The organism is Subtercola boreus, assembly GCF_003399635.1.
Classification (GTDB): domain Bacteria; phylum Actinomycetota; class Actinomycetes; order Actinomycetales; family Microbacteriaceae; genus Subtercola; species Subtercola boreus_B.
Genome location: NZ_NBXB01000011.1, coordinates 177269 through 198375 on the forward strand (window position 1 = coordinate 177269; position 21107 = coordinate 198375).

17 protein-coding genes are annotated in these 21107 nt (G+C 68.3%); 6 read left to right on the forward strand and 11 right to left on the reverse strand.

What is annotated here, in order from left to right; translation table 11 throughout:
• Positions 1-54 precede the first annotated feature (54 nt).
• The 3 genes from B7R22_RS03355 to rfbB are packed head-to-tail and all read right to left on the reverse strand — an operon-like array spanning position 55 to position 3169.
• A complete protein-coding gene (locus B7R22_RS03355) occupies positions 55-1194 on the reverse strand; it encodes a glycosyltransferase family 4 protein (protein ID WP_116410389.1) in 1140 nt (379 codons plus the stop codon).
• Entirely contained in the window at positions 1158-2183 is a 1026-nt protein-coding gene (gene rfbD, locus B7R22_RS03360; RefSeq protein WP_116410390.1) for a dTDP-4-dehydrorhamnose reductase, read from the reverse strand. Before rfbD ends, B7R22_RS03355 begins: the two co-directional genes overlap by 37 nt.
• Complete coding sequence (gene rfbB / locus B7R22_RS03365) at positions 2180-3169, reverse strand: dTDP-glucose 4,6-dehydratase (RefSeq protein ID WP_116410391.1); 990 nt, start codon at positions 3167-3169, stop codon at positions 2180-2182. Before rfbB ends, rfbD begins: the two co-directional genes overlap by 4 nt.
• A gap of 41 nt (positions 3170-3210) precedes the next feature.
• On the opposite strand from rfbB, the gene B7R22_RS03370 reads away from it, so the two are divergent.
• Together B7R22_RS03370 and rfbA are read left to right on the forward strand one after the other, a co-directional pair.
• On the forward strand, positions 3211-3822 hold the full coding sequence (locus B7R22_RS03370) for a dTDP-4-dehydrorhamnose 3,5-epimerase family protein (protein ID WP_116410392.1): 612 nt from the start codon (positions 3211-3213) through the stop codon (positions 3820-3822).
• Positions 3822-4685, forward strand: a complete 864-nt coding sequence (gene rfbA / locus B7R22_RS03375; protein WP_116410393.1) for a glucose-1-phosphate thymidylyltransferase RfbA — start codon at positions 3822-3824, stop codon at positions 4683-4685. The genes B7R22_RS03370 and rfbA overlap by 1 nt, the downstream gene beginning before the upstream one ends.
• A 61-nt stretch (positions 4686-4746) precedes the next feature.
• Here rfbA and B7R22_RS03380 read toward each other — a convergent pair whose 3' ends face one another.
• Positions 4747-5451, reverse strand: coding sequence for a glycosyltransferase family 2 protein (locus tag B7R22_RS03380; protein ID WP_216363378.1), 705 nt, complete (start codon positions 5449-5451; stop codon positions 4747-4749).
• A 14-nt stretch (positions 5452-5465) separates the two neighbouring features.
• Positions 5466-6410: a UDP-glucuronic acid decarboxylase family protein gene (locus tag B7R22_RS03385; protein ID WP_116410395.1), complete on the reverse strand. Its 945-nt coding sequence runs from the start codon at positions 6408-6410 to the stop codon at positions 5466-5468.
• 75 nt (positions 6411-6485) lie between these two features.
• Between B7R22_RS03385 and B7R22_RS03390 the strand changes: the two genes are divergently transcribed.
• A complete protein-coding gene (locus B7R22_RS03390) occupies positions 6486-7784 on the forward strand; it encodes a hypothetical protein (RefSeq protein ID WP_116410396.1) in 1299 nt (432 codons plus the stop codon).
• Positions 7785-7787: 3 nt separating this feature from the next.
• On the opposite strand, the gene B7R22_RS03395 is transcribed toward B7R22_RS03390, so the two are convergent.
• Genes B7R22_RS03395 through B7R22_RS03410 form a run of 4 tightly spaced genes read right to left on the reverse strand, consistent with a single transcriptional unit; the run spans position 7788 to position 12978 of the window.
• Complete coding sequence (locus B7R22_RS03395) at positions 7788-8798, reverse strand: NAD-dependent epimerase/dehydratase family protein (RefSeq protein ID WP_116410397.1); 1011 nt, start codon at positions 8796-8798, stop codon at positions 7788-7790.
• A complete protein-coding gene (locus B7R22_RS03400) occupies positions 8795-9844 on the reverse strand; it encodes a glycosyltransferase (RefSeq protein WP_253258853.1) in 1050 nt (349 codons plus the stop codon). Before B7R22_RS03400 ends, B7R22_RS03395 begins: the two co-directional genes overlap by 4 nt.
• Before the next feature lie 28 nt (positions 9845-9872).
• Entirely contained in the window at positions 9873-12143 is a 2271-nt protein-coding gene (locus B7R22_RS03405; RefSeq protein WP_116410398.1) for a hypothetical protein, read from the reverse strand.
• On the reverse strand, positions 12136-12978 hold the full coding sequence (locus B7R22_RS03410; RefSeq protein WP_116410399.1) for a glycosyltransferase: 843 nt from the start codon (positions 12976-12978) through the stop codon (positions 12136-12138). The genes B7R22_RS03405 and B7R22_RS03410 overlap by 8 nt, the downstream gene beginning before the upstream one ends.
• Positions 12979-13184: 206 nt before the next feature.
• Between B7R22_RS03410 and B7R22_RS03415 the strand changes: the two genes are divergently transcribed.
• The 3 genes from B7R22_RS03415 to B7R22_RS03425 are packed head-to-tail and all read left to right on the forward strand — an operon-like array spanning position 13185 to position 17790.
• Complete coding sequence (locus tag B7R22_RS03415; RefSeq protein WP_116410400.1) at positions 13185-13730, forward strand: hypothetical protein; 546 nt, start codon at positions 13185-13187, stop codon at positions 13728-13730.
• Positions 13727-15895 (forward strand): carbohydrate binding domain-containing protein, encoded by a 2169-nt coding sequence (locus B7R22_RS03420; protein ID WP_116410401.1) that lies wholly within the window; start codon positions 13727-13729, stop codon positions 15893-15895. Before B7R22_RS03415 ends, B7R22_RS03420 begins: the two co-directional genes overlap by 4 nt.
• A gap of 2 nt (positions 15896-15897) precedes the next feature.
• Positions 15898-17790, forward strand: coding sequence for a DUF3488 domain-containing protein (locus B7R22_RS03425; RefSeq protein ID WP_116410402.1), 1893 nt, complete (start codon positions 15898-15900; stop codon positions 17788-17790).
• Positions 17791-17830: 40 nt separating this feature from the next.
• On the opposite strand, the gene B7R22_RS03430 is transcribed toward B7R22_RS03425, so the two are convergent.
• Entirely contained in the window at positions 17831-19291 is a 1461-nt protein-coding gene (locus B7R22_RS03430; protein ID WP_172582180.1) for a glycosyltransferase family 4 protein, read from the reverse strand.
• Complete coding sequence (locus B7R22_RS03435; RefSeq protein ID WP_116410404.1) at positions 19288-21093, reverse strand: glycosyltransferase; 1806 nt, start codon at positions 21091-21093, stop codon at positions 19288-19290. The genes B7R22_RS03430 and B7R22_RS03435 overlap by 4 nt, the downstream gene beginning before the upstream one ends.
• Positions 21094-21107 lie beyond the last annotated feature (14 nt).

A 21107-nucleotide genomic window follows, 5' to 3' on the forward strand; every position in this document is an offset into this window, starting at 1 on the left:
CCAGTCGATGACGTGAACGGGGCCGGGCAGAGCCGGGCGAGAGAGAGGAGCCGGTCAGAGGTCGGCGTGCAGCTGCCAGACCTTCTCGGCGGAGTCGCGCCAGCTGTAGGCGCGGGCGCGGTCGAGTCCGACGATGCGGAGGCGCCGGGCGAGGGCGTCGTCGGTCACCACGCGGCTGATCGCCTCGGCAAGGCGGGCAGGGAGGCCCGCCGCGTCATCCCGTGGCACGACGATGCTCGCGTCGTCGGCGACCTCGAGCAGGGCGGGCACGTCGGTGTGGATGACCGGGGTGCCGAAGTGCAGCGCCTCGATGATCGGCAGGCCGAAGCCCTCAGCCATGCTCGGGTACACGAAGACCGTGGCCCGCGAGATGACGAGTGCGAGGTCTTCGTCGCTCACGAAGCCGAGGATGTGCAACCGGTTCGCGGCCAGCCCCGCCGAGGCGGCGACGGCTTCGACATCCAGGTCGCCCCAGCCCTTCGGGCCCGCAATCACGAGCGGCAGATCCGGAGCGTCGTCCCTGGCGAGGGCCGCGATGAGGGAGGCGAGGCCCTTCCGCGGCTCGAGGGTGCCAACTGCCAGCACGTAGGAGTCGGGCAGTCCGAGGGCTGCCGCATGGGCATCCGCGTCGGCCGGCACGCGCAGGGAAGAACTCACGGCACCGCCGATGACCCGCACGCGCTCGCCGAAGTTCACGTAGCGGGCGAGTTCCTGGGCGACGGCGTGGGTGGGCACGACGACCGCGTCGGCGTACTTGCGCGCGCGCTTCGCCATCGCCTTGTGCCAGGCCACGCCATGGGAGGTGAGGGTCTGCGGATGCGTCCACGGAACCACATCGTGGATCGTGACGGCGATCTGGTCGCCGGGCTGGTGCAGTTGATCGTGTTTGGTGAGCGGGGCGAGCAGGGAGGTCGCGTGCACCATGCCGCGACTCTGGCCGGTGAGCATGCCGTGCTGCCAGGCCGCGGAGAGCTCGCGACGGCCGAGCGAGGTGCGCGTGACACCCGTGAGACCGGGCAAACGGGTCTTCAGCTCGTCGACCGAGGCGGGTGGATGCGCGGCTACGATGGCCTCGACGAAGCAGTCCCTCGGTGCCGTCGTGATGAGTTCCCGGGTGAGCTCTTCGGTGTAGCGGCCGATGCCACCGGGAACGGGGCTCAGGATCTGGTCGACGACGACCCGAAGCGTTGCCATGTGTCTCCAAAAGTTCCCGAAACCGCTGCAGCGTGCAGCGCCTCACCCCAACTCCGCATGGGTTCGATCCCCGCTCGGGACCACGCGTCGTGCCCGAGTACGGAATACGCGGGCCGCGGGGCGGGGCGAACAAACTGCGAACTGTCTGTCGGCTGAACCTTATCAGGGTCGATTCCGAGTTCCCCGAACAGAGCCTGTGTGAAAGCGAACCACGATGTCTCGCCGGAGTTCGTGGCGTGGTATATGCCCGGTTCGGCATGGGAACGCACCCCGGACTGCGCAGCGTCTGCGAGGCGAAGCAGGTGGGCTGCGACATCCACCGTCCAGGTCGGCTGGCCGAACTGGTCTGTCACCACGCTCACCGTGTCGCGCCCGGCGATCAGCTTCAGCATTGTCTTCGGGAAGTTCGAGCCGCTGCTGCCGTAGAGCCACGCCGTGCGCACCACGTAGCCGCCCGACGGATGCTCGTGGAGCACCCTCCGCTCGCCTTCGGCCTTGGTGCGACCGTACGCCGAGAGCGGGCTGTAGGGAGCGTCTTCCGGGTAGGGCGAGGTGGCCGACCCGTCGAATACGTAGTCGGTCGACACGTGGATGATCGTGGCTCCGCTCGCGCGGGCTGCAGCGGCGGCGTTGCCGGCGCCGATCGCGTTGACGTCGAACGCCTCGTGCTCGAACTCCTCCGCGTCGTCTACCCTGGTGTACGCGGCCAGGTTGAACACCACATCGTGGCCGGCCACCGCGCGGAGCACGGCGACGGCGTCGGTCACATCGAGATCGGCGCGACCGAGCGCTGTCACGTCGGCCCCGCGAGCGGCGAGCGCGGCCTGCAGGTCGAGGCCGAGCATCCCGCTCGCCCCGGTGATGAGGTAGCGCGGCCCAGCGGGGGCCGGCGCGGCTGCCGGTGCGGTTGCCGACGCGGCTGCGGTTGCGGTTGCCGACGCGGCTGCTGCTGCCGCTGCGGTTGCGGCTTCCGGCGCGGTCCCGCTCATCGAGCGAGTGCGGCGCGGGCCTTCAGCGGTTCCCACCAGGCGCGGTTGTTGCGGTACCAGGCGACGACGTCACCGAGGCCCTGCTCGAACGGGATGAGCGGCTCGTAGCCGAGCTCCCGGGAGATCTTCGAGCAGTCCACCGAGTAGCGGAGGTCGTGGCCCTTGCGGTCTTCGACATGGTCGACGTACGACCAGTCGGTGCCGGTCGCCTCGAGCAGCAGGTTCGTCAGCTCGACGTTCGAGAGCTCCGTTCCGCCGCCGATGTTGTAGATCTCGCCCGGGCGGCCGCCCACCAGCACCATCGCGATGGCGCGGGTGTGGTCGTCGACGTGCAGCCAGTCGCGGATGTTCTCACCGGTGCCGTAGAGCGGAACGTGCTTGCCGTCGATGAGGTTCGTGACGAAGAGCGGGATGACCTTCTCGGGAAAGTGGAAGGGCCCGTAGTTGTTCGAGCACCGCGTGATCGACACGTTCATGCCGTGTGTGCGGTAGTAGGACCGTACGAGCAGGTCACTGCCGGCCTTCGAGGCCGAGTACGGGGAGTTCGGTTCGAGGATGTTCGTCTCGGGCCAGGAGCCCTCGGGGATGGTGCCGTAGACCTCGTCGGTCGAGACGTGCACGAAGCGCGCCAGGCCGCTGCGGAGCCCGGCATCCAGCAGCTGCTGCGTGCCGAGCACGTTGGTCTCCACGAAGATCGAGGCGTTGTCGACGGAGCGGTCGACGTGCGACTCTGCGGCGAAGTGCACGACGGCGTCGATGCCGGGGAACAGCCGGTCGAGGAGGTCTGCGTCGCGGATATCGCCCTGCACGAACGAATAGCGCGGGGAGTCGCTCACCGACGCCAGGTTCTCGAGGTTTCCCGAGTACGTCAGGGCGTCGAGAACGACGACCTCCGCACCCTCCAACCCCGGATAGCTGTCTTTGAGGACGCGTCGAACGAAGTTCGAGCCGATGAATCCAGCACCGCCGGTTACGAGTATCTTCACGTCGGCATTCTATGGCAGCGGCTCGCCGTTAGAATTCCAAGGTGCAGATTCGAGAGCTCAGCATCCCCGATTCCTACGAGATAACCCCCGTGCAACACGCCGACGACCGTGGGCTGTTCTTCGAGTGGTACCGCTTCGATCGACTGGAGGAGACGATCGGTCACCCGCTCACCCTCCGGCAGGCGAATGTGTCCGTCTCGCGCAAGGGCGTGGTGCGCGGCATCCACTTCGCCGACGTGCCGCTCGGCCAGGCCAAGTTCGTCACGGCGACGCACGGCGCAGTGCTCGACTACGTGATCGACTTGCGCGTGGGTTCGCCGACGTTCGGACGCTGGGATGCGGTGCTGCTCGATTCCGAGCATCACCGTTCGGTCTATATCGCCGAGGGGCTGGGGCACGCCTTCGTGGCGCTGACGGATGACGCCACAGTGAGCTACCTGGTGACCGACACGTTCAACGCCCTGAAGGAGCACGCGATCAACCCCCTCGACCCCGACCTCGCCCTGGCATTCCCGCCCGAGGCCGGGGAGCCGGTGCTCTCGCCGAAGGATCTCCAGGCGCCGTCGCTGGCCGAGGCGCTGGCGAGCGGCCTCCTGACCAGCTACGACGATGCGAGGGCGCACTACGCGTCGCTCGGCAGGGCGGACGCCTGATGCGCGGCATCATCCTGGCGGGCGGTTCGGGTACCCGGCTCTGGCCGATCACCCGCGGCATCAGCAAGCAGCTCATGCCGATCTACGACAAACCGATGATCTACTACCCCCTCTCGACACTGATGCTCGCCGGCATCCGGGAGATCCTGATCATCACGACGCCGGAGTACTCCGACCAGTTCCGGTCGCTGCTCGGCGACGGCTCCGAACTCGGAATCCGCCTCGAATACGCGGTGCAGGAATCCCCCGACGGCCTCGCGCAGGCATTCCTCATAGGCGAGGAGTTCATCGGGGACGAGAGCGTGGCGCTCGTGCTCGGCGACAACATCTTCCACGGACAGGGGTTCGGCGAGTCGATGCGCGAGCACACCGACGTCGACGGTGCCCTCGTCTTCGCGGCGCACGTGTCGAACCCCCGGGCGTACGGCGTGGTCGAGTTCGACGACGACAACGTCGCGGTGTCGATCGAGGAGAAGCCCGAGCATCCGAAGTCCAACTTCGCTGTGCCCGGGCTCTACTTCTACGACAACACCATCGTGGAGGTCGCGCGTTCCATCCGCCCGAGCGCCCGCGGCGAGCTCGAGATCACGGCGGTCAACGCCCACTACCTCGACGCGGGAACCCTCCGCGTGCAGGTGCTCGACCGCAGCACGGCGTGGCTCGACACGGGCACATTCGAGTCGATGTTGCAGGCCACGGAGTTCGTGCGGGTCGTCGAAGACCGGCAGGGTTACAAGATCGGCTGCATCGAGGAGGTCGCCTGGAATGCCGGCTGGATCACCGACAGTGACCTGGCACGCCTGGCGCAGCCGCTCATGAAGAGCGGCTACGGCGTCTACCTGCAGAACCTGCTGACGCAGTAGCGCCGTCCGGCCGGCATCAGGGCACCGGCCGGGCACCCGGCCCGGCTGGCGCCTCGCGCGCTCAGGGCAGGGTCACCGGCGGCTGCCGGCGGGAGCCTTCCTTCAGGCGGATCTTGAGCAGGATCCAGAGCGCCTCGACGCCGTCCCACGCGGTGATCTTCTTGCCCTCGGCGCGCGTGCGGGCCTTGTAGGAGATCGGCACCTCGTAGGGGCGATAGCCGCGGGCCAGGAGCTTGCCGGTGATCTCCGCCTCCATGCCGAAACCGTTCGACGTGATCTTCAACGACCGGTAGAGCTCGGTCGGCATGAGCTTGTAGCAGGTCTCCACATCGCTGACGTACGCGTTGAAGATGACGTTCGTGAACAGGTTCACGCCGCGGTTGCCGATGACGTACCAGTAGGAGTAAGAGGTGTGGCTGCCGAAGGTGCGGGTGCCGTAGACGATCCTCGCCTCGCCGTCGAGGATCGGCTGGAGGAGCCCGGGGATCTCGGAGGGCCTGTACTCCTCGTCGGCGTCGCAGATAATCAGGTGGTCACCGGTCGCGAGCGAAGCGGCCTTGCGGATCGCCGCGCCCTTGCCCTGGTTCCGCGGCTGGTGGAAGACCGTCACGCGCTGATCGTCGATGGCGTCGAGGATCGAGGCGGTCAGGTCGACGCTGCCATCGTTCACGATGACGAATTCGACCTCGACGTCGGCCTGCCATTCGATGGCGAGCACCTTGTCGAGCACCTTCTGGAGGGTCGCCTGCTCGTTGTAGACAGGCATGAGCACAGAGAGTTTCACTTGGTGTTCCCGTGGGTTCTGAACCAGTCGATGGTTCGGGTGAGGCCCTCCACGACATCGACCCGCGGGTTCCAGGACAGGAGTTCCTGGGCCTTGGTGATGTCGGGTTGCCGACGCTCCGGGTCGTCGACAGGGCGTGGGTGGAATTCGATGGTGGAGGAACTGCCGGTGAGCTGGATGACCAGCTGGGCGATCTCGAGCAGGCTCTGTTCGTGCGGGTTGCCGATGTTGATCGGCCCCGTCTCGTGGCTCGCGGCCAGGGCCAGGATGCCGTCGACCTGATCGTCGATGAAGCAGAGCGACCGGGTCTGGAGGCCGTCGCCGTGAAGCGGAATGGGGGCGCCGGAGAGAGCGGCCTTCACGAAGGCGGGAACCGCGCGGCCGTCGTCGGGGTCCATCCGCGGACCGTAGGTGTTGAACAGCCGCACCACGCCGATGTCGACACCGTGCGTGCGGTGGAAGGCGAAGGAGATCGCCTCGGCGTAGCGCTTCGCCTCGTCGTAGACGCTCCGGGGCCCTGTCGAGGAGACATTGCCCCAGTACTCCTCGGTCTGCGGGTGAACCGACGGGTCGCCGTACACCTCGGAGGTGGAGGAGAGGATGAAGCGGGCTCCGTCGCGCTCCGCGATGCGGAGCAGCGCCTCGGTGACGATCGACCCGGCATGCATGGTCTCGATCGGATGCGCGAGGTACCGGGGCGGCGACGCGGGAGAGGCGAAGTGCAGCACGAGGTCGAACGTCGCGTCGATGGATCCGGCGTCTTCGGCCTTCATATGGAGGAAGGTCAGACGGGGGTGCTCTGCGAGGTGCGCGAGGTTGCTGTCGAAACCGGTGATCAGGTTGTCGACGACAGTGACTTCCCAGCCCTCGCTGAGCAACCTGTCGGTCAGGTGGGAGCCGACGAATCCGGCACCGCCCGCTATCAGGGCTTTGGAAGGCATGGGGAATGGCCCTTTCTCGAAGACGAATGACGGTAACGTGTCTACGGTTCCGCCAACCACCTAGAGGACTCTACCGTGCCGCCTGCCCCCTCGCGCGCTGCGCTCACACGTACGGCGATCGTCGGCCTGGCCGCGGTGATGTCCGGAATCGGCAGCTATGTGCTGCTGGTGCTGCTGCGCGACGCGAGCGACGCCGAGTACGCGAACTTCGCTGTCTTCTGGTCGATGACCGTCACGATCGGCCTGGGATTCTTCTATCCGGTGGAGCAGGAGACCTCCCGTTCGATCGCTGGCGCGACGCACGGCACGCGCGGCGGGATGGTGCGGCTGGTCTTCCTGGTGGGCGGCGGAGTCGCCGTGTTCACCTCGCTTGCCGCTCTCGCACTCTTCAGCCCGGCGGGCCTGTCGTACATCGGCAGCCCGTGGCTCGTGCTGGCCCTGATCGCGTCGTTCCTCGCCTACGCCGTGCAGTTCCCCGCACGTGGCCTCCTCTCCGGCAGCCACCTCACGACGCGGTACTCGGCGATCATCGCCGTCGAGGGTGTGCTTCGGGTCGGCCTCCCCGTTCTCATCGTCGCGCTCGGGATGGCCGGGGCGGTCTCCTTCGCGTTCGTCGTGCCGATCGCCACCCTCGTCTCCGTGCTGCCCGCCTTCATCAGGCGCCGCCACTCGTGGAAGGGGCTCGACCGGCTTCCCGTCGGCCAGTTCCTCGGCCGGCTGGCGCGGCTGATCGGCGCGGCCCTGTCGATCCAGCTGATCCTCAACAGCGGCCCACTGATCGCGAAGCTGGTCGGCGGCACCGACGCGATCGCCCTGACAGGCGAGATCCTCGTCTGCCTGTCGATCGCGCGCATCCCGGTCTTCGCCTACCAGGTGCTTCAGATCCTCTACCTGCCGCGGGTCGCCAGCGCCTGGCGGAACGGCGACACCCGGCAGGCCAGCCGCACGGTGCTGGTCGCGGTCGGTGCAGCGGTGGCGGCGGCGATCGTGCTGGTGCTCGGGATGCTGCTGCTCGGCCCGTTCATCCTGAACCTGTTCTTCGCGGGCAAGGTGCTCTCCTCGTTCGGCATCATCCTCGTCTCGGGAGGTGTGGGCATCTTCCTGATCGCCCTCGTCGTGTCTGACGGGTCGCTCGCGCTCGGTCGGCACACGCTCGTCATCCGCTCCTGGGTGATCGGTGCGGTCGCGGCCGTCGTGCCGGTGCTCCTCCTCAGCGATCCGCTCCTCCGCGTGACGAGCCCGCTGATCGTGGGATCGTTCGTGGCCGCGGTGCAGCTCGGGATCGGCCTGGCCCGCACGGTGCGCTCGAGCAGGGCCGACGGCCCACCGGCCGTACCGGCTGCAGCAGACGACCCGGTCGAACGGGTCGCCTGAGGCTCAGCCCCTCTGGATGCTCCCCAGGATGTCGAGCATCGTCGCGTGGATGCCTGCGGGAAGCGGGGTGAGCTCCCGCTCGTCGAGGTCGGCCCAGACCACCGAGCGGAGCCGCAGGTCGAGGGCCTGCATCGAGATGGTGGGGGAGCTGCCCAGCATGATGTGGGGCTTTCGCCGGGTGAGCGACTGGAAGTGACCGATCAGGGCGCCGACGGTCACGGCCTCACCGCTGGCGAGGATCTTGGTGATGTTCAGGGAGGGCGCGGGCGTGGATGCTGGTGCGCCGGGGCCCGATCCGGAGCCTGCGCCGAGTGCGACGAGCCGTTCGAGGGCGTCGAGGATGAGCTCGGCGCAGTCGTCGACGTAGATGTAGTCGCGCACGGTGTCGAGGGGAACGAAGATCGACGCGGGAGTGGGCGAGAACTGCGCCTTGGCGAGAACGGAGATCAGCCCCTGCATCTTGCTGAGCTTCTGGCCGGGCCCGTAGAGGTTGGCTATCCGGCCCTTCAGCACGGCCGTGCCGCTGCGCTCGTGGAAGGCGTCGAGGGCCCGCTCCATGGCCAGCTTCGTCTCGCCGTAGGGCGACAACGGCACCGGCAGCGTCTGTTCGGTGTAGGGCGGGGTTGCCGAGCCGCCGTAGAGACCGCCGGCCGACGATGCGAGGAACACCGACCCGCGGGACGCGACACCGTGCTCGGCGGCTGCCGAGGCGACCAGGTCGAGCACTGCTTCGAACTGGGCCAGCTCCGCCACGAACTGCTCCCGGGAGGTTCCGATGACGCCGGCGCCGGCCGCCCAGATGAGGCACCAGCCGTCGGTGCCGCCCCGGTCGTCGGCCAGAGCGCCGAACCACGAATCCAGCAACGCGGCGCTGGTCTCGCTCACGCCCTGCCGATCCGACCAGTCGAGCGACGGCGACGGTACGATCCGCCAGTCGGCCCGCGCCCCGGCAGCGGTGGTGAGGGCTCGGCCGAGCAGGCCTCCCGAGCCGACGATCCAGGTGGTGAGGGTCATTCCGGGAGACGCACGTGGCCCAGCGACTCCGTGGCTACCGCCCGGTGGGCCCGGCCCAGCGGGCCGAGCGCGGGATCCGTCGTGATGAGGTACGGCGGCTTTCCCATGGCCATGTTCACGTTGATGCCGATGTACTCCGCGATCACCCCGAGGGAGAACAGGATCGCTCCCGTGCCGAGCAGCACCACGACGATCGTCGAGGCCCAGCCATCGGGAACGGTGGAGGTCGTCAGCCTGGCGAGCAGGATGTAGACGGCCACGAAGATGCCGACGACCGCGAACAGCACCCCGAGGAAGCTCACGATGCGCAGGCCACGGGTGCCGCTGGTGAGCACCATGCGCCAGAAGTGGCCGAAGAGCCGGCGTGCGGAATAGCCGGAGGGGCGGTCGCCCTCGGCCCGCAGGGTGACCGGGGCTGTGCTGACCTTGCCGGCGATCCAGCTCATGGCGATGTCGAGGTAGACGCCCGAGCCCGAGTACGCCGCAACGCTCCGCGCGACACTGCCGAGGATGAGGCGGAAGCTCTGGAAGCTGCTGGCGTTGCCGCCCCCGGCGAGCCGGCTGAGCACGATCTTCGCCCCCACGGAGGCGGTGTTCCGAAGCCAGCCGTGCGGCGGCGGGTTGACCGGTTTGGCGTAGACGACCGAGGCCTGCTCGGTGAGAGCGGTGTCGAGCAGCACGGGGATGTCGGCGGGGTCGTGCTGCCCGTCTTCGTCGAGGGTCACGATCCACTCGCTGCCGGCCGAGGCCATGCCAGCGAGTGTTGCGGCGTGCTGGCCGGAGTTCTTGCTGAGCCAGACGGCACGGACGAACGGATGCTCGACGGTGAGATCGCGGATGACGGCGGCCGAGTCATCCGGACCGTTGTCGAAGACGAGGAGGGTCTCCTTCACGACCCAGGGGTAGCCGGCCGGGGAGACCTGCACGCTCGTGAGCGGGGCGATCTCGGCCATCAGCGCGGCAAGGGTGCGCTCCCCCTGGTAGACGGGGACGACGATCGAGATCTCGTGTGGCTTCTGGTCGCCGGATTCCGTCTCGTGTCTCACGGTGGATGACTTTATCACCGTTGCGCTCTCAGTCGCCGAGCAACGCCCCGACCGCCTGTTCCTCGATGCGGAGGTCGGAGAGACGCACGACGGGAGGCGCTGCAGCCGACCCGGCGGCGACCGTCACCTCGACGGGCTGGTCTCCCGGCTGCACCGTGAGGGACTGGGTGACGTCGACGGCGCCGTCCGGCCCCGCGACGACCGACTGCGAGCTTCCGTCGGGGAAGGAGACGACAGCGGTCGCGCCGGGCGCTGTGGGAAGGGTCAGCGTGAACGAGACGGTCACCGCACGGGCATCCGGCCGATCGTTCAGCAACGTGAAGCGCGGGGAGACCGTGTCGGCCTCGCCCGCGGTCAGGTCGGAGGTCGACGTGGGGCGGAAGCCCGGCAGCAGGCTGAGGTCGACGGGGTCGGTCACTCGGGCCTCGATCTCGGCCAGCTGGTCGGGCGTGTACTCGGCGGCCAGCGCCCGCCGCTCGGAGCGCAGGTCGAAGAACTGCCAGTGGCCGTCGGAACTGGTCGACTCGGGGGCTCCCAGGGTCGCCGACAGCTCGGCCGACAGCGCCGCGCCCTTGTCGTCGAAAGCCCAGGTGTCGATCAGGATGCCCGACATGCCGGAGGCGGCGGCGAGCTTCACCAGCTGGGGCCCGGGCTGCTCGGAGACGGCGTACGGCCAGTCCGACTGCGGCCGGCCCTTGATGCCGCCGGCGCTCCAGTTCAGCGTCGTCGTGTGCAGGAACGGGATGATCTCGTCGCTGGTGACCAGCCCGTTGCTCGCGAGGTTCTCGGGGAACGGGATGTACGGCAGCTGGAACACGTCCGAGCCGGCCGGCAGCTCCTGCTGGAGTGCGGAGAAGAAGGTCTCGTCCGCGGTGTAGCTCGCGGTGATGCCGGGGTAGTCGGAGGCCACGGCGGGGGTCTGGTCGTAGTAGCCGACGCCGAGCACGCCGACGGAGACGACCCCGACGGTGACGAAGGCGACGACCTTCGGGAACTTCAGCCGCCGGAACGCCCACGTGAGTAGGAGCTGGAGCGCCAACCCGAAGGCCACGAGGCAGAGGGCGGCGATGACGATCGACATCCGGTTCCAGCCGCGGAGCGCGGTGGTGAAGAACGAGATGAGCGTCGACAGGCCGCCGATGGTGGAGAAGAGGAAGGCGACCAGGGTGAGCAGCGAGACGTAGCGGATGGTCTCGACGTGGCCGGCTGCGATCGTGGCAGGCCCGGTGGGCTCGCCGGCCGTGCGGCGGCGGTGCGCGATGACCATGTAGGCCACCACGAGCAGCGAGATGACGAGGCCGAGAGCCCCGATGAGCCCCAGTGCGGGCTGCTCGGAGGGCAGCGGGAACGTGCGGTCGTAGAACGCCCGCAGGTCGCTGAGGGCGGTGATGCGATTGCCGGCCCAGGGCAGCAGCAGCTGCGAGAGTTTGAGGGCGTAGACCTCGGAGTCGTCGGCGTTTCGGAAGAAGCCGCCGGGGTTCGGACCGTTGACCCAGCCGAAGATTACATCGGGGGCCATGTTGATGAGCATCACGACGACGGTTACGACACCGATGCCGGCTGCGCCCATGAACCTTCGCCAGCTGTGGTCCCGCACGAGCACGAAGGCGGCGGTGAAGACCAGCAGGATGATGAAGAAGACGCCGTAATAGGTCGACGAGGTCGCCAGCAGTGCGACGGCCACCACCGCGAAGGCCCCCCGGCCGGTGAGGAAGCCGAGAAGGCGGTACCGGGAGGGGCGGGATGTCCAGAGCGATTCGCCGCGCAGCAGGAAGATGAGCAGTCCGAGCCCGAGCGGCACGCAGTAGTACGACGCCAGGAACAGGTGCGATTCGCCGCGGATGAAGTGGTACGGCGCGAGGGCGTACAGCACCGACAGCGCCACGGCGAGCGGTGGCCACATGCGGCAGACGCGGAAGAACCAGTACGCCGCGAGGGCGGCGAGGATGAAGCCGAGGAAGTAGTACATGTTCAGAACGACGGGCCAGTGGCCGGAGAACAGGCCGAGAACCTTCGCGGCGATCATGTGCAGGTTGTCGGCCACCGGGAAGTCGTTGTAGTTCTGGCCCCACGGAGCCCCGAGATTCGGGTTGTGCTCGTACCAGCCCTGCTCGAGCGTGGTCTTGAAGTGGTCGGCGGTGGCCAGGGCGTCACCGGTGTACAGCCACGGCACACCGAGTTTCGCGCGGCTGAGGTCGAGCGCGAAGTAGGTGAAGAACGCGGTGACGCCGGCGGTCAGCAGGTACCACGGCACAGCCGACTTCGAGAGCCAGGCCCACGCGGTGTCTCGTCTACTCATCGATCGTGTTCATCCTTCGGCGAAGCCACAGGTAGGCGAAGCGTCGGATGCGCGCCATCAGCCAGGCGCGGGCGTTGCCCACCGTGACGTCGAACGCGGAGATGACCGACGGATGCTCCGCCCGGAGCCAGCGGTGGAATCCCGCCGCCTGCGCCGACTGTTCATGCACCAGCCGCACGCTCCACTGCGAGTCACTGATGCGGAACGCCGCCAGCGGCTCCACCACGGCGCGGAAGTCGCCCTCGAGCAGCACCCGGGCATACGTGGTCTCGTCGATCAGGTAGGGGAACTGCGAATCCCAGAGGCCGACCTTCACGAGTGTCTCGCGGCGCACCAGCACGCAGGCCGGCTCGCCGAAGATGTTGCTGCCCACCACCACGGTGCGACGCACGGCCTCCGCCCCGCGAACGGTTCCGGTGATGCCCGCGAGGCCGCGGCGCGGAACCACGACGACGCCCCGGGCATCCACGATGTCCCTCGTCGACGCGACGAGGGTGACCTCCGGGTGCTCCTCGATGGCGGCGACCTGCACCTCGAGCGAGCGCGGGTACAGGATGTCGTCACCGCAGACGAGCTTCAGGTACTCCCCGCTCGCCGCCTCGGTGACGCGGTTCCAGTTGCGGAGGGCCCCGCCTCCTGCCTCGGTGTCGAGCACCGTGATGCGCGAGTCGGAGCTGTACTTCTCGATGATGGCCTTGGTGCCGTCTGTCGACGAGTGATCGGCGATGATCAGCTCGAAGTCGGTGAACGACTGGGCGAGGATCGATTCGATCGTCGCCGCGATGTAGTCCTCGTTGTTGTAGGCCGGCACGACCACAGATACTTTTGGTGACATTGGCTTCCACTATACGAGAGATCGTCGAGTCAGCCTGTGAACTCCAAGCGGCGCGGTGAGTCGGCCGGGCCGAACCCCCCGAGTGGGGCTAGCCTCGACGGTGACCTGCAGGGCCGGGGGCGATTCACGCTGCCCGGCGTGAGACGAGGGGACCGATCGGTATCGCTAACGGTGAACGTCGTTCGACGTGGTGGATCTGGGTCGTCGTGGCAATCGTGGTTCTGGCGGCGCTCGGCGGAACGGCCTGGCTGCTTCTGGCCCGGGGCGGAACGGATGTTGCGAGCCCGACCTCCTCGGCCACCCCGACAGTGACGCCCACTCCCACGAGCACTCCCACCCGCACCGCGCTGCCGACATCGACGCCGACACCGACGAGCACGCCCACCGTGACGCCGAGCCCCACCCCGACCCCCACACCCTCGGTCACGACGCCTCCCGCACCGCCGGCGCCGCCCGCGGCCACCCCGTTCATCTCCTTCGCCGCCTGGGACGTGCAGCAGAACGGGATCTCCGTGAGCGCCACCGTGCCGGGCCTCGTCGAAACAGGCGGAACGTGCACCATCACCGCCACGTTCCAGTCGCAGAGCGTCTCGCAGAGTTTCCCCGCCAGCCCCTCCGCCGATTCGACCGAGTGCGGGTCGAACATCCTGACGTCCCCGGAGTTCAGCACCGGCGCCTGGACCGTCGTCGTCGTGTACTCGTCGGCGGAATCGAGCGGCACCTCACCCGGCCAGGAGGTCGACGTTCCGTGAGTGACTCCCCGAGCATCCACCACCGAAGCCGCCTCAGGCGGGCTATCGGCACCCTCGTCACGGTGGTCGTGCTCGCCGCGGGCCTGACAGCTGTGGGGCAGACCCTGCAGCCGGAGTCGGCCGCGGCGCTCAGCGGGTCGTCGTTCGACCCCGGCAACATCATCAGCGACGCGACCTTCTTCGACTCGACCACGATGAGCGAGAGTGCGGTGCAGGGCTTCCTCACTGACCACGGATCGAGCTGCATCACGTCGGGCGGCTCGACCTGCCTGAAGGACTTCTCGAGCGCCACGAACTCGCGGGCCGCCTCTGCCTACTGCTCGGCCTACACCGGGCGGAGCTCCGAGACGGCCGCACAGATCATCGTGCGCGTGGGAGTGGCGTGCAGCATCAACCCGCAGGTGATCCTCGTCATGCTCCAGAAGGAGCAGGGGCTCGTCGACGCCCGGTCGACGACGGCCGGCCAGTACCGGTCGGCGCTCGGTTACGGCTGCCCCGACACGGCAGCCTGCGACGCCACCTACTACGGCTTCTTCAACCAGGTCTACTCGGCGGCCAGCCAGTTCCAGCGCTACGCGAAGAACAGCACCTCGTGGAGCTACCAGCCGGGCCGCACCAACAACATCCTCTACAACCCGAACGCCTCGTGCGGATCGGCGCCGGTGTTCATCCAGAACCAGGCGACGGCGAACCTCTACATCTACACGCCGTACCAGCCGAATGCCGCTGCCCTGGCGAATCTCGGCGGCACGGGCGACGCCTGTTCGGCCTACGGCAATCGCAACTTCTGGGTCTACTTCACCACGTGGTTCGGCGACCCGACGGGCGGCGGCCTCCGCTCGCCGTCGTTCGAGGGCGGCTCGGCCGGCTGGGGCCCCGGCAACGGCGCGGTGAACCAGGTCGCCTACAAGGATCCCGCCATCGCCCAGAACGGATCCTGGTTCTTCGCTTCGAACACGACCGTGCCGGGCCGCTCAATCGCCCAGAACGTGCAGCGCACGGTCGAGGTGGGTGGCCAGGCCACCGCCACCATCTGGCTGCGGTCGGCGACAAGTGAGGCGGCCACGGGCAGGGTGGCGCTCTGGGGGATCGGGGGAACGACAGAGGGCGGCTCCACGTCGTACTCCGTCGGGAACACCTGGCAACAGGTGACGGTGAAGCTCCCCGTTCGCCAGTCCGCCCACCAGACGGTGCGGCTCGAGGTCTACATGGACTCCACCTCGACGACCCTCTTCATGGACAACGCGACCCTGGTCTTCGGCCAGGCCCCTCCGCTGAAGGAGTTGCTCTCCGCACCCGGTTTCGAGAATTCCCTCGGCGGCTGGGTGAAGGGCAACGGCGAGATGAACCAGGCGATCTACAACGATCCGTCCGCCAGCCACTCCGGATCGTGGTTCGGGGCCGTGAACACAGGCACGCCGGGCCGCTCCATCGCCCAGCAGGTTCCCGTCGCCACCTCCGCAGGCGGGCGCTACACGTTCTCGATCTGGGTGCGCGCGGCCCTTCCCGGGTCGACGTACTCCGGACGCCTCGCGCTCTGGGGCCTCGGCGGATCGGCTCCCGTCGTCTCGACCCGGGACTTCATGGCGACCTCGAAGTGGACCAGGGTGTCGGTGACCACCGACATCCCCCCGAGCTCGGTCACCACGCTGAAGCCCGAGGTCTACCTGCAGCAGACCTCCAACACGCTCTACCTCGACGACGGATCGCTCAGCCGCAACATCCTGACCGCCGGATCGTTCGAGGACGGCTCGTTCAGCGGCTGGGGCGTGGGCAACGGCTCGATCAACACCGCGGTCTACAGCTCGGCGGCCTCGGGTGTCTCCGCGCAGAACGGCTCGTACTTCCTCGCTACCAACACCGGCACGGCCGGCAGCTCGCTGAAACAGGATGTCGCGCGGAACACCATCGTCGGTGACTCCTACACGGCCCAGGTCTGGGTGCGCCCGGCCGATCCCACGAAGACCTTCAGCGGCACCCTGGCGCTCTGGGGGCTCGGCGGCACCACGGAGGTCCAGGCATCCCCGTTCACGGCCAGCGGCTCGGGCTGGACGCACGTCTACGTCACGCTGCCGCTCGCGGCGGAGCACCAGAGCCTCCGCTTCGAGCTCTACGAGAACACGACGGGCGGAACGCTGTGGGTCGACGGAGCACTACTGTACTGACGATGACGATTCCCCTTCCCGCCCTGCCCGCCGGCCCTGTCTCCGGCCGACCCCTCCTCCGTCGCCCCGCGGCAGCGGTGGCGGTCGTGGGCGGCGTGGGCCTCCACATCTGGCTGCAATGGTCGTACCTCTTCGCGCAGGCCGACTTCGCCTGGAGCTCCTTCCGCAACTACTTCCCCGGCGACCAGCTCTCGTACATGTCGATGGTCACCAATGCCGCCGACGGCCGGCTCGCCGGCGTGGAGCCGTTCACCAACTCGGGCACCAACACCTATCCGCACCTCTATTACAACGTCATCGGCACCCTCGCGCGCCTGGTGGGGCTGAACCCGCTGCAGGCCTGGTCGGTCGGCGGTTTCCTGGTGCAGGCGATCCTGATTGCGGCGATCGGTACAGCGATCTATCTGGTCAGTCGGCGCTGGTGGCTTCCGCTGATCGCGCCGGTGCCGTTCGTGCTCGGCACCTTCGCGAATGCGATCTCGGCCGGCGGCTGGTACACGAACATGGCCTCCCACGCGGTGCTCTGGGGGCCCTTCGGCGTCTTCTACACGCTGAACGGCGAGACGGTCGCGCTCTCGCTAGGGGCCATCGGCATCCTCACTGCGCTCGTCACGTTTCTGCGGGTGCGTTCGCGCGTCGGCAGCGTGGTGCTCTACTCGGTGGCGGCCGCCTTCGTGGGGCTCACCGCGAACGTGCAGACCTACGGATTCCTCGCCAGCGCCTACCTCGCCCTGTTCGCCGTCTCGGCCTACGTGCTGGCCACACGCCGGCGGGTCTGGATGATCGCCCTCTCGCTGGCGCTCATCGTTCTGGTGTTCGCGGTGGGCACCTCGATCGCGTCGACGTTCGGGCCTCTGGCGACGCTGGCCTTCGGCGCAGTCCCTGCGCTGCCGGCGCTCGTCTCGCTCGTGGTGCGGTTCCGGTTCAGGGCACTCGTGCCGCTGCTTGCGCTCGCGGCCGCGGCGTCCCCACAGATCATCGCCACGATGCTCGGTATCGTCTCCAAAGACCCGTTCCTCACCTACCGGGTCGCCTCGTCGGTCGACCTGGGCGTGGATGCCCGGGGCATCCTCGGCGCGGGCGCGCTGCTGCTGCCGCTGCTGGGCATCCTGGCGGCGGGCATCCATCGGCGGAACGCGCTCTGGATCGCGTTCCCGGTGGCATCGATCGCAGCGTGGGCGCTCACCTCGACCAACGACATCTGGGGGGCGAACCAGGAACCGTACCGGTTCTGGCTCGACACGTTCTGCCTGGTCTCGTTCGTGACGGTGCCGATGGCCGCGATGGTGGGTGTCTCCTACCTGCGGTTGCCGAGACGGGGGGCCGTGGGTGTCGCCGCCTCTGCTGCCGCCGCCGCCCCTGCTGCCGCCGGGCTCCGCGCTCCGCGCTCCGCGGTCTCCGTCGTGGTCGCCGGAGTCGTCGTCATCGTCTGCATCGCCGCCGCGGGCATCTCCGCCGTCGACTTCCGCACCTTCCGGAACCTCGCGGGCCTCCACACCTTCATCGACTACAACACCCCGAGGTATCGCGCGATCGGGGAGCTGGGGCAGGAGGTGCCGAAGTCGGGCGCCGGCCTCGTGAATCCCGACGCCTGCATCGATGTGGAGGGTCTCAAGATCGTCTCCGACGGCGCCCCGGTCGCCACCTTCAACGAGGGCATGGCCTGGCCGACCGACTACGCGGCAGTACGGAACGTGAACGCCGACCGGGTGAACGGATTCCAGATCGCCACCGGCGCCACGGCTGCCGACGTGAAGTGGGTGCTGACCGACAGTGCATGCACCCCGTTCGACTGGGGCACCTACTACGCGAAGGAGCTGACGTTCGTCGACTCCCGCAGTTACCCCACGGCGGCCGGCGACGCCACGATCACGCTCTGGGCCTTCACGCCCTGACGCTTCACTCCCTGAGCATGATTCGCGACATCCACCCGGCTCACGCCGTGAAGTACTCCCACACCTCGTCGGCGTACGACTTCCACGACCGGTAGTCGTTGCCCGCGAGGTCGCGCTTCTTGCCCTCGAGCACCGAGGGATCGGTCAGCACCGAGTGCAGGGCGGCCTCGAGCGCTTCGTCGGAGTGCGGGTCGACACCGATGACGCCGCCGTAGTGCGCCGCGATCTCGGCCATGCTGCCGAGATCTGAAGCGATGACGGGCGTTCCCGCCCGGAGCGACTCCACGATGGGGAGCCCGAAGCCCTCGTGGAACGAGGTGAAGATCGACACCGTGGCCAGGCGATAGCTCGCCCCGAGGATGTGATCCGACGCGTTCGAGAGAACGGTCAGGGGCCAGCCCTCGTCCTGCAGGTGCTGGCTGAGTTGATCGAAGGGCGCGCTGTTCCACGAGCCCGCACCGATCATCACGAGCTGGAACTGTTCTCCACGGGTCCAGAGGGCGCGGGCCGCCTGCAGCACGGAGAGATGGTTCTTTCGTGGTTCGTGGCTGCCGACCACGAGCACGACCGGCAGGTCACTGAGTTCGAGTTCCGCCTTGACGGCGGCGAGGTCCACCTCCGAGGGAGCGGCGGAGTCGCCTCCCAGGAAGACGGTGCGAACATCCGGACCCGTGCGACCCGACGAGGGGAGCATCTTCTTCCAGGCGTCGAATTCGTCAGCGGTGGACTGGGAGATCGCGGCCACCCTGTCGGCGTAGGCGACAGCGTCCAGATAGAGCGGGAAGTGGGCGGCCATGGCGCCCGCGGCCGTCTCACCCGAGGTGAGCGGAACGCAGTCGTAGCCGATGAAGGCCAGCTTCGAGGAGGCGAACTCGCCGAGGGCGAGAAAACGCTCAGCGCGCTCGGAATCGGCGGAGAGCTCGGGGACGAACACCCTGCCGCCGTTCGGAATGACGATTCGTTCACGGGCGGGCGCGAGCGACACGATCGCCTCTTCGTCGTCTCCCCTCATCCGAGCCTCTTCGCGCGGGGTGAGGCGGCGGAGGCCCTTGCGGCTCTCTGTCCACGCCACGAGAACGACCTCGTGCTCCTGGGCCCACAGCCCCACGGTCTCCCGCACGACGCGCTGGATGCCCGACATGACGCGGGTGCTGCTCGTGTTGTGCACGTCGATGACGATGGCGTCGGTGAGGATCTCGACCTCGGCGCTCAGGCCGAAGATGCTCGAGTCCGCGCGTTCGCCAAGGCCGCGGAGTGCCTCGCCCGCGCCGTTCAGCGTCGCGTTCCGCTGGAAGACGACAAGCTCCTCCTCGGTGGGGAGTTCGCCGCGGAGGGTGCTCCAGACGAGCCACAGGTCGTCCCAGCGGCCGCCGGCGTCGATGGCTGCCTGGAGGGAGGCCGCGAGTGCGTCCTGCACCTCGCCGGCACTCGCCTCGGCGGGAGCAGGGGTACCGAGAGCCTCGAGCAGTGCCCGGAGGTTCGACGATTCTGAGAGTTTCACTTCTGTGTTCCTGTCGGCTTCTGTGCGGCGCCGGCCCATGCGGCTGGGGCCGATGCGGCGGGCGCCGAGACGACCTTCCAGACGTCTGCCGAGTACGCCTCCCAGGTGCTGTCGTCCCGCGCCTCGATCTCGTCGTGGAGGCGTTCGAGCAGGGCATCGTCGGTGAGGAGCGCGCGCATGCCGTCGACGATCGACCGGTCGTCGCGGGGGTCGGCGGTGACGCATCCACCGCCGGCGGCGATCTCTGCCGTGCTGCCGTACTCGGTGGCGAGGGCGGGTGTGCCGACCGCCAGGGATTCGGCGATGGGCAGGCCGTAGCCCTCCTGCAACGAGATGAACACGCTGAACCGGGCGCGCCGGTAGGCGGCGGCAAGTGCGTGCTCGTCGACATCGCGACGGAGCTCGATCTGCCGGCCCTGGTCGCGGAGCGCAGCGACGGCATCCGGGATGTCCGTGTAGAGCCTGTCGCCTCGGCCGCCGAGCAGCACGAGCGAGAACTCCAGCCCTTCGCGCCAGAGGATCTCGCTCGCGAAGATCACGGCGAGCTGGTTCTTGCGCGGCTCGTTGCTGCCGACCGAGAGCACAACGGGCAGCGAGGCCTCGGCAGGCGGTTCACCGTCGTCGGCCGGGATGTGCTCGATCGGCAGGTGCAGGGTGCTCACCTCGAACCCGGGCAGCCCCTGTGTGGCGAGGGCCTCGCTGAAGCCGATGAATTCCGATGCGGTCGCGTTCGAGATCGCGAGGATCTCGTCGACGTACTTGATCGTCGAGAGATAGGAGACGAAGAGCCCGCTGAGCCCACGGTGCACGAGATGCCCGCTCGAGACAGGGATGGTGTCGTAGCCGATGGCGACGGTGCGGTTCGGGGAGAATCTGGTGAGCGCGGCGAGCGAATCCGTTCCCCGGCCGACCGGCACCTCGGGGAAGAAGACCGTGGTCTGCCAGGGGACGACGAGCTCGGCGGCGGTCTCGTCGGGTTCTGTCTTCTCGTCGTCGCGGTGACGGTCGTCGTCGCCCTGCCAGTCGAGCACGCGTGCCGACTCCTCGGCCGACAGGGTGCGGAGTGCCGCGCCGTCGTCGGTCAGGGCGGCGAGCTGGAAGCGTTCGCGGCCGGCCCAGCGCGACACGGTCTGCCGGGTCACCCGCTGGATTCCCGAGTTGAAGCCGAACTTCGCCGTCTGGTCGGTGAAGACCACCGGTTCCGTGCTGACCAGCCTGATCGTACGGAGCTGGGCGTGGTAGCGGAGCGTCCACACGGCACTGTGGTTCAGGATGCGCTGGGCGGCAGAGGAGCCGCTCACACCCACGATGTCGCGGGCGAGCCCGAAGAGCATCTGCTGGTCGGGAAAGCATCCACTGACCGCGATGACCAGCAGCCACAGCTCGGCCTTCGAGCCGGAGCCCTGCACCTGTTGCACGAGCTCGCTCAGCACACGCTCGAGCGGCAGCGCCCGGAGCTCGGCCGCGCCCGAGTGCGGCAGGAGCGCCGGGGCGACGGTTCGCACGCGCTGCTCGAAGGCCTGCCGACCGTGGTCGACGCCCGACGTCACGCGCGCCTGCCGGGGGAAGAGGATTCTGCGCTGCTGGCGGAGGAGGGCAACCCGTTCCCGCGCACGCACAGCCCGGATGGGCCGGGTCACCCGCCAGCTGAAACTCGCCTGCAGTTCCTGGGCCGAGGGGCCGTCGAGATCGCCGGCCGCATGTAGCCCCTGGATCCAGGCGTCGACCTGGGAGGCGGCGATGAGGTGTGCTCCGCTGAGAGCGGAGGGGGAGGTGGCACTGGCCTGGTCTGTACTCGGCATATCGCAGTCATCCT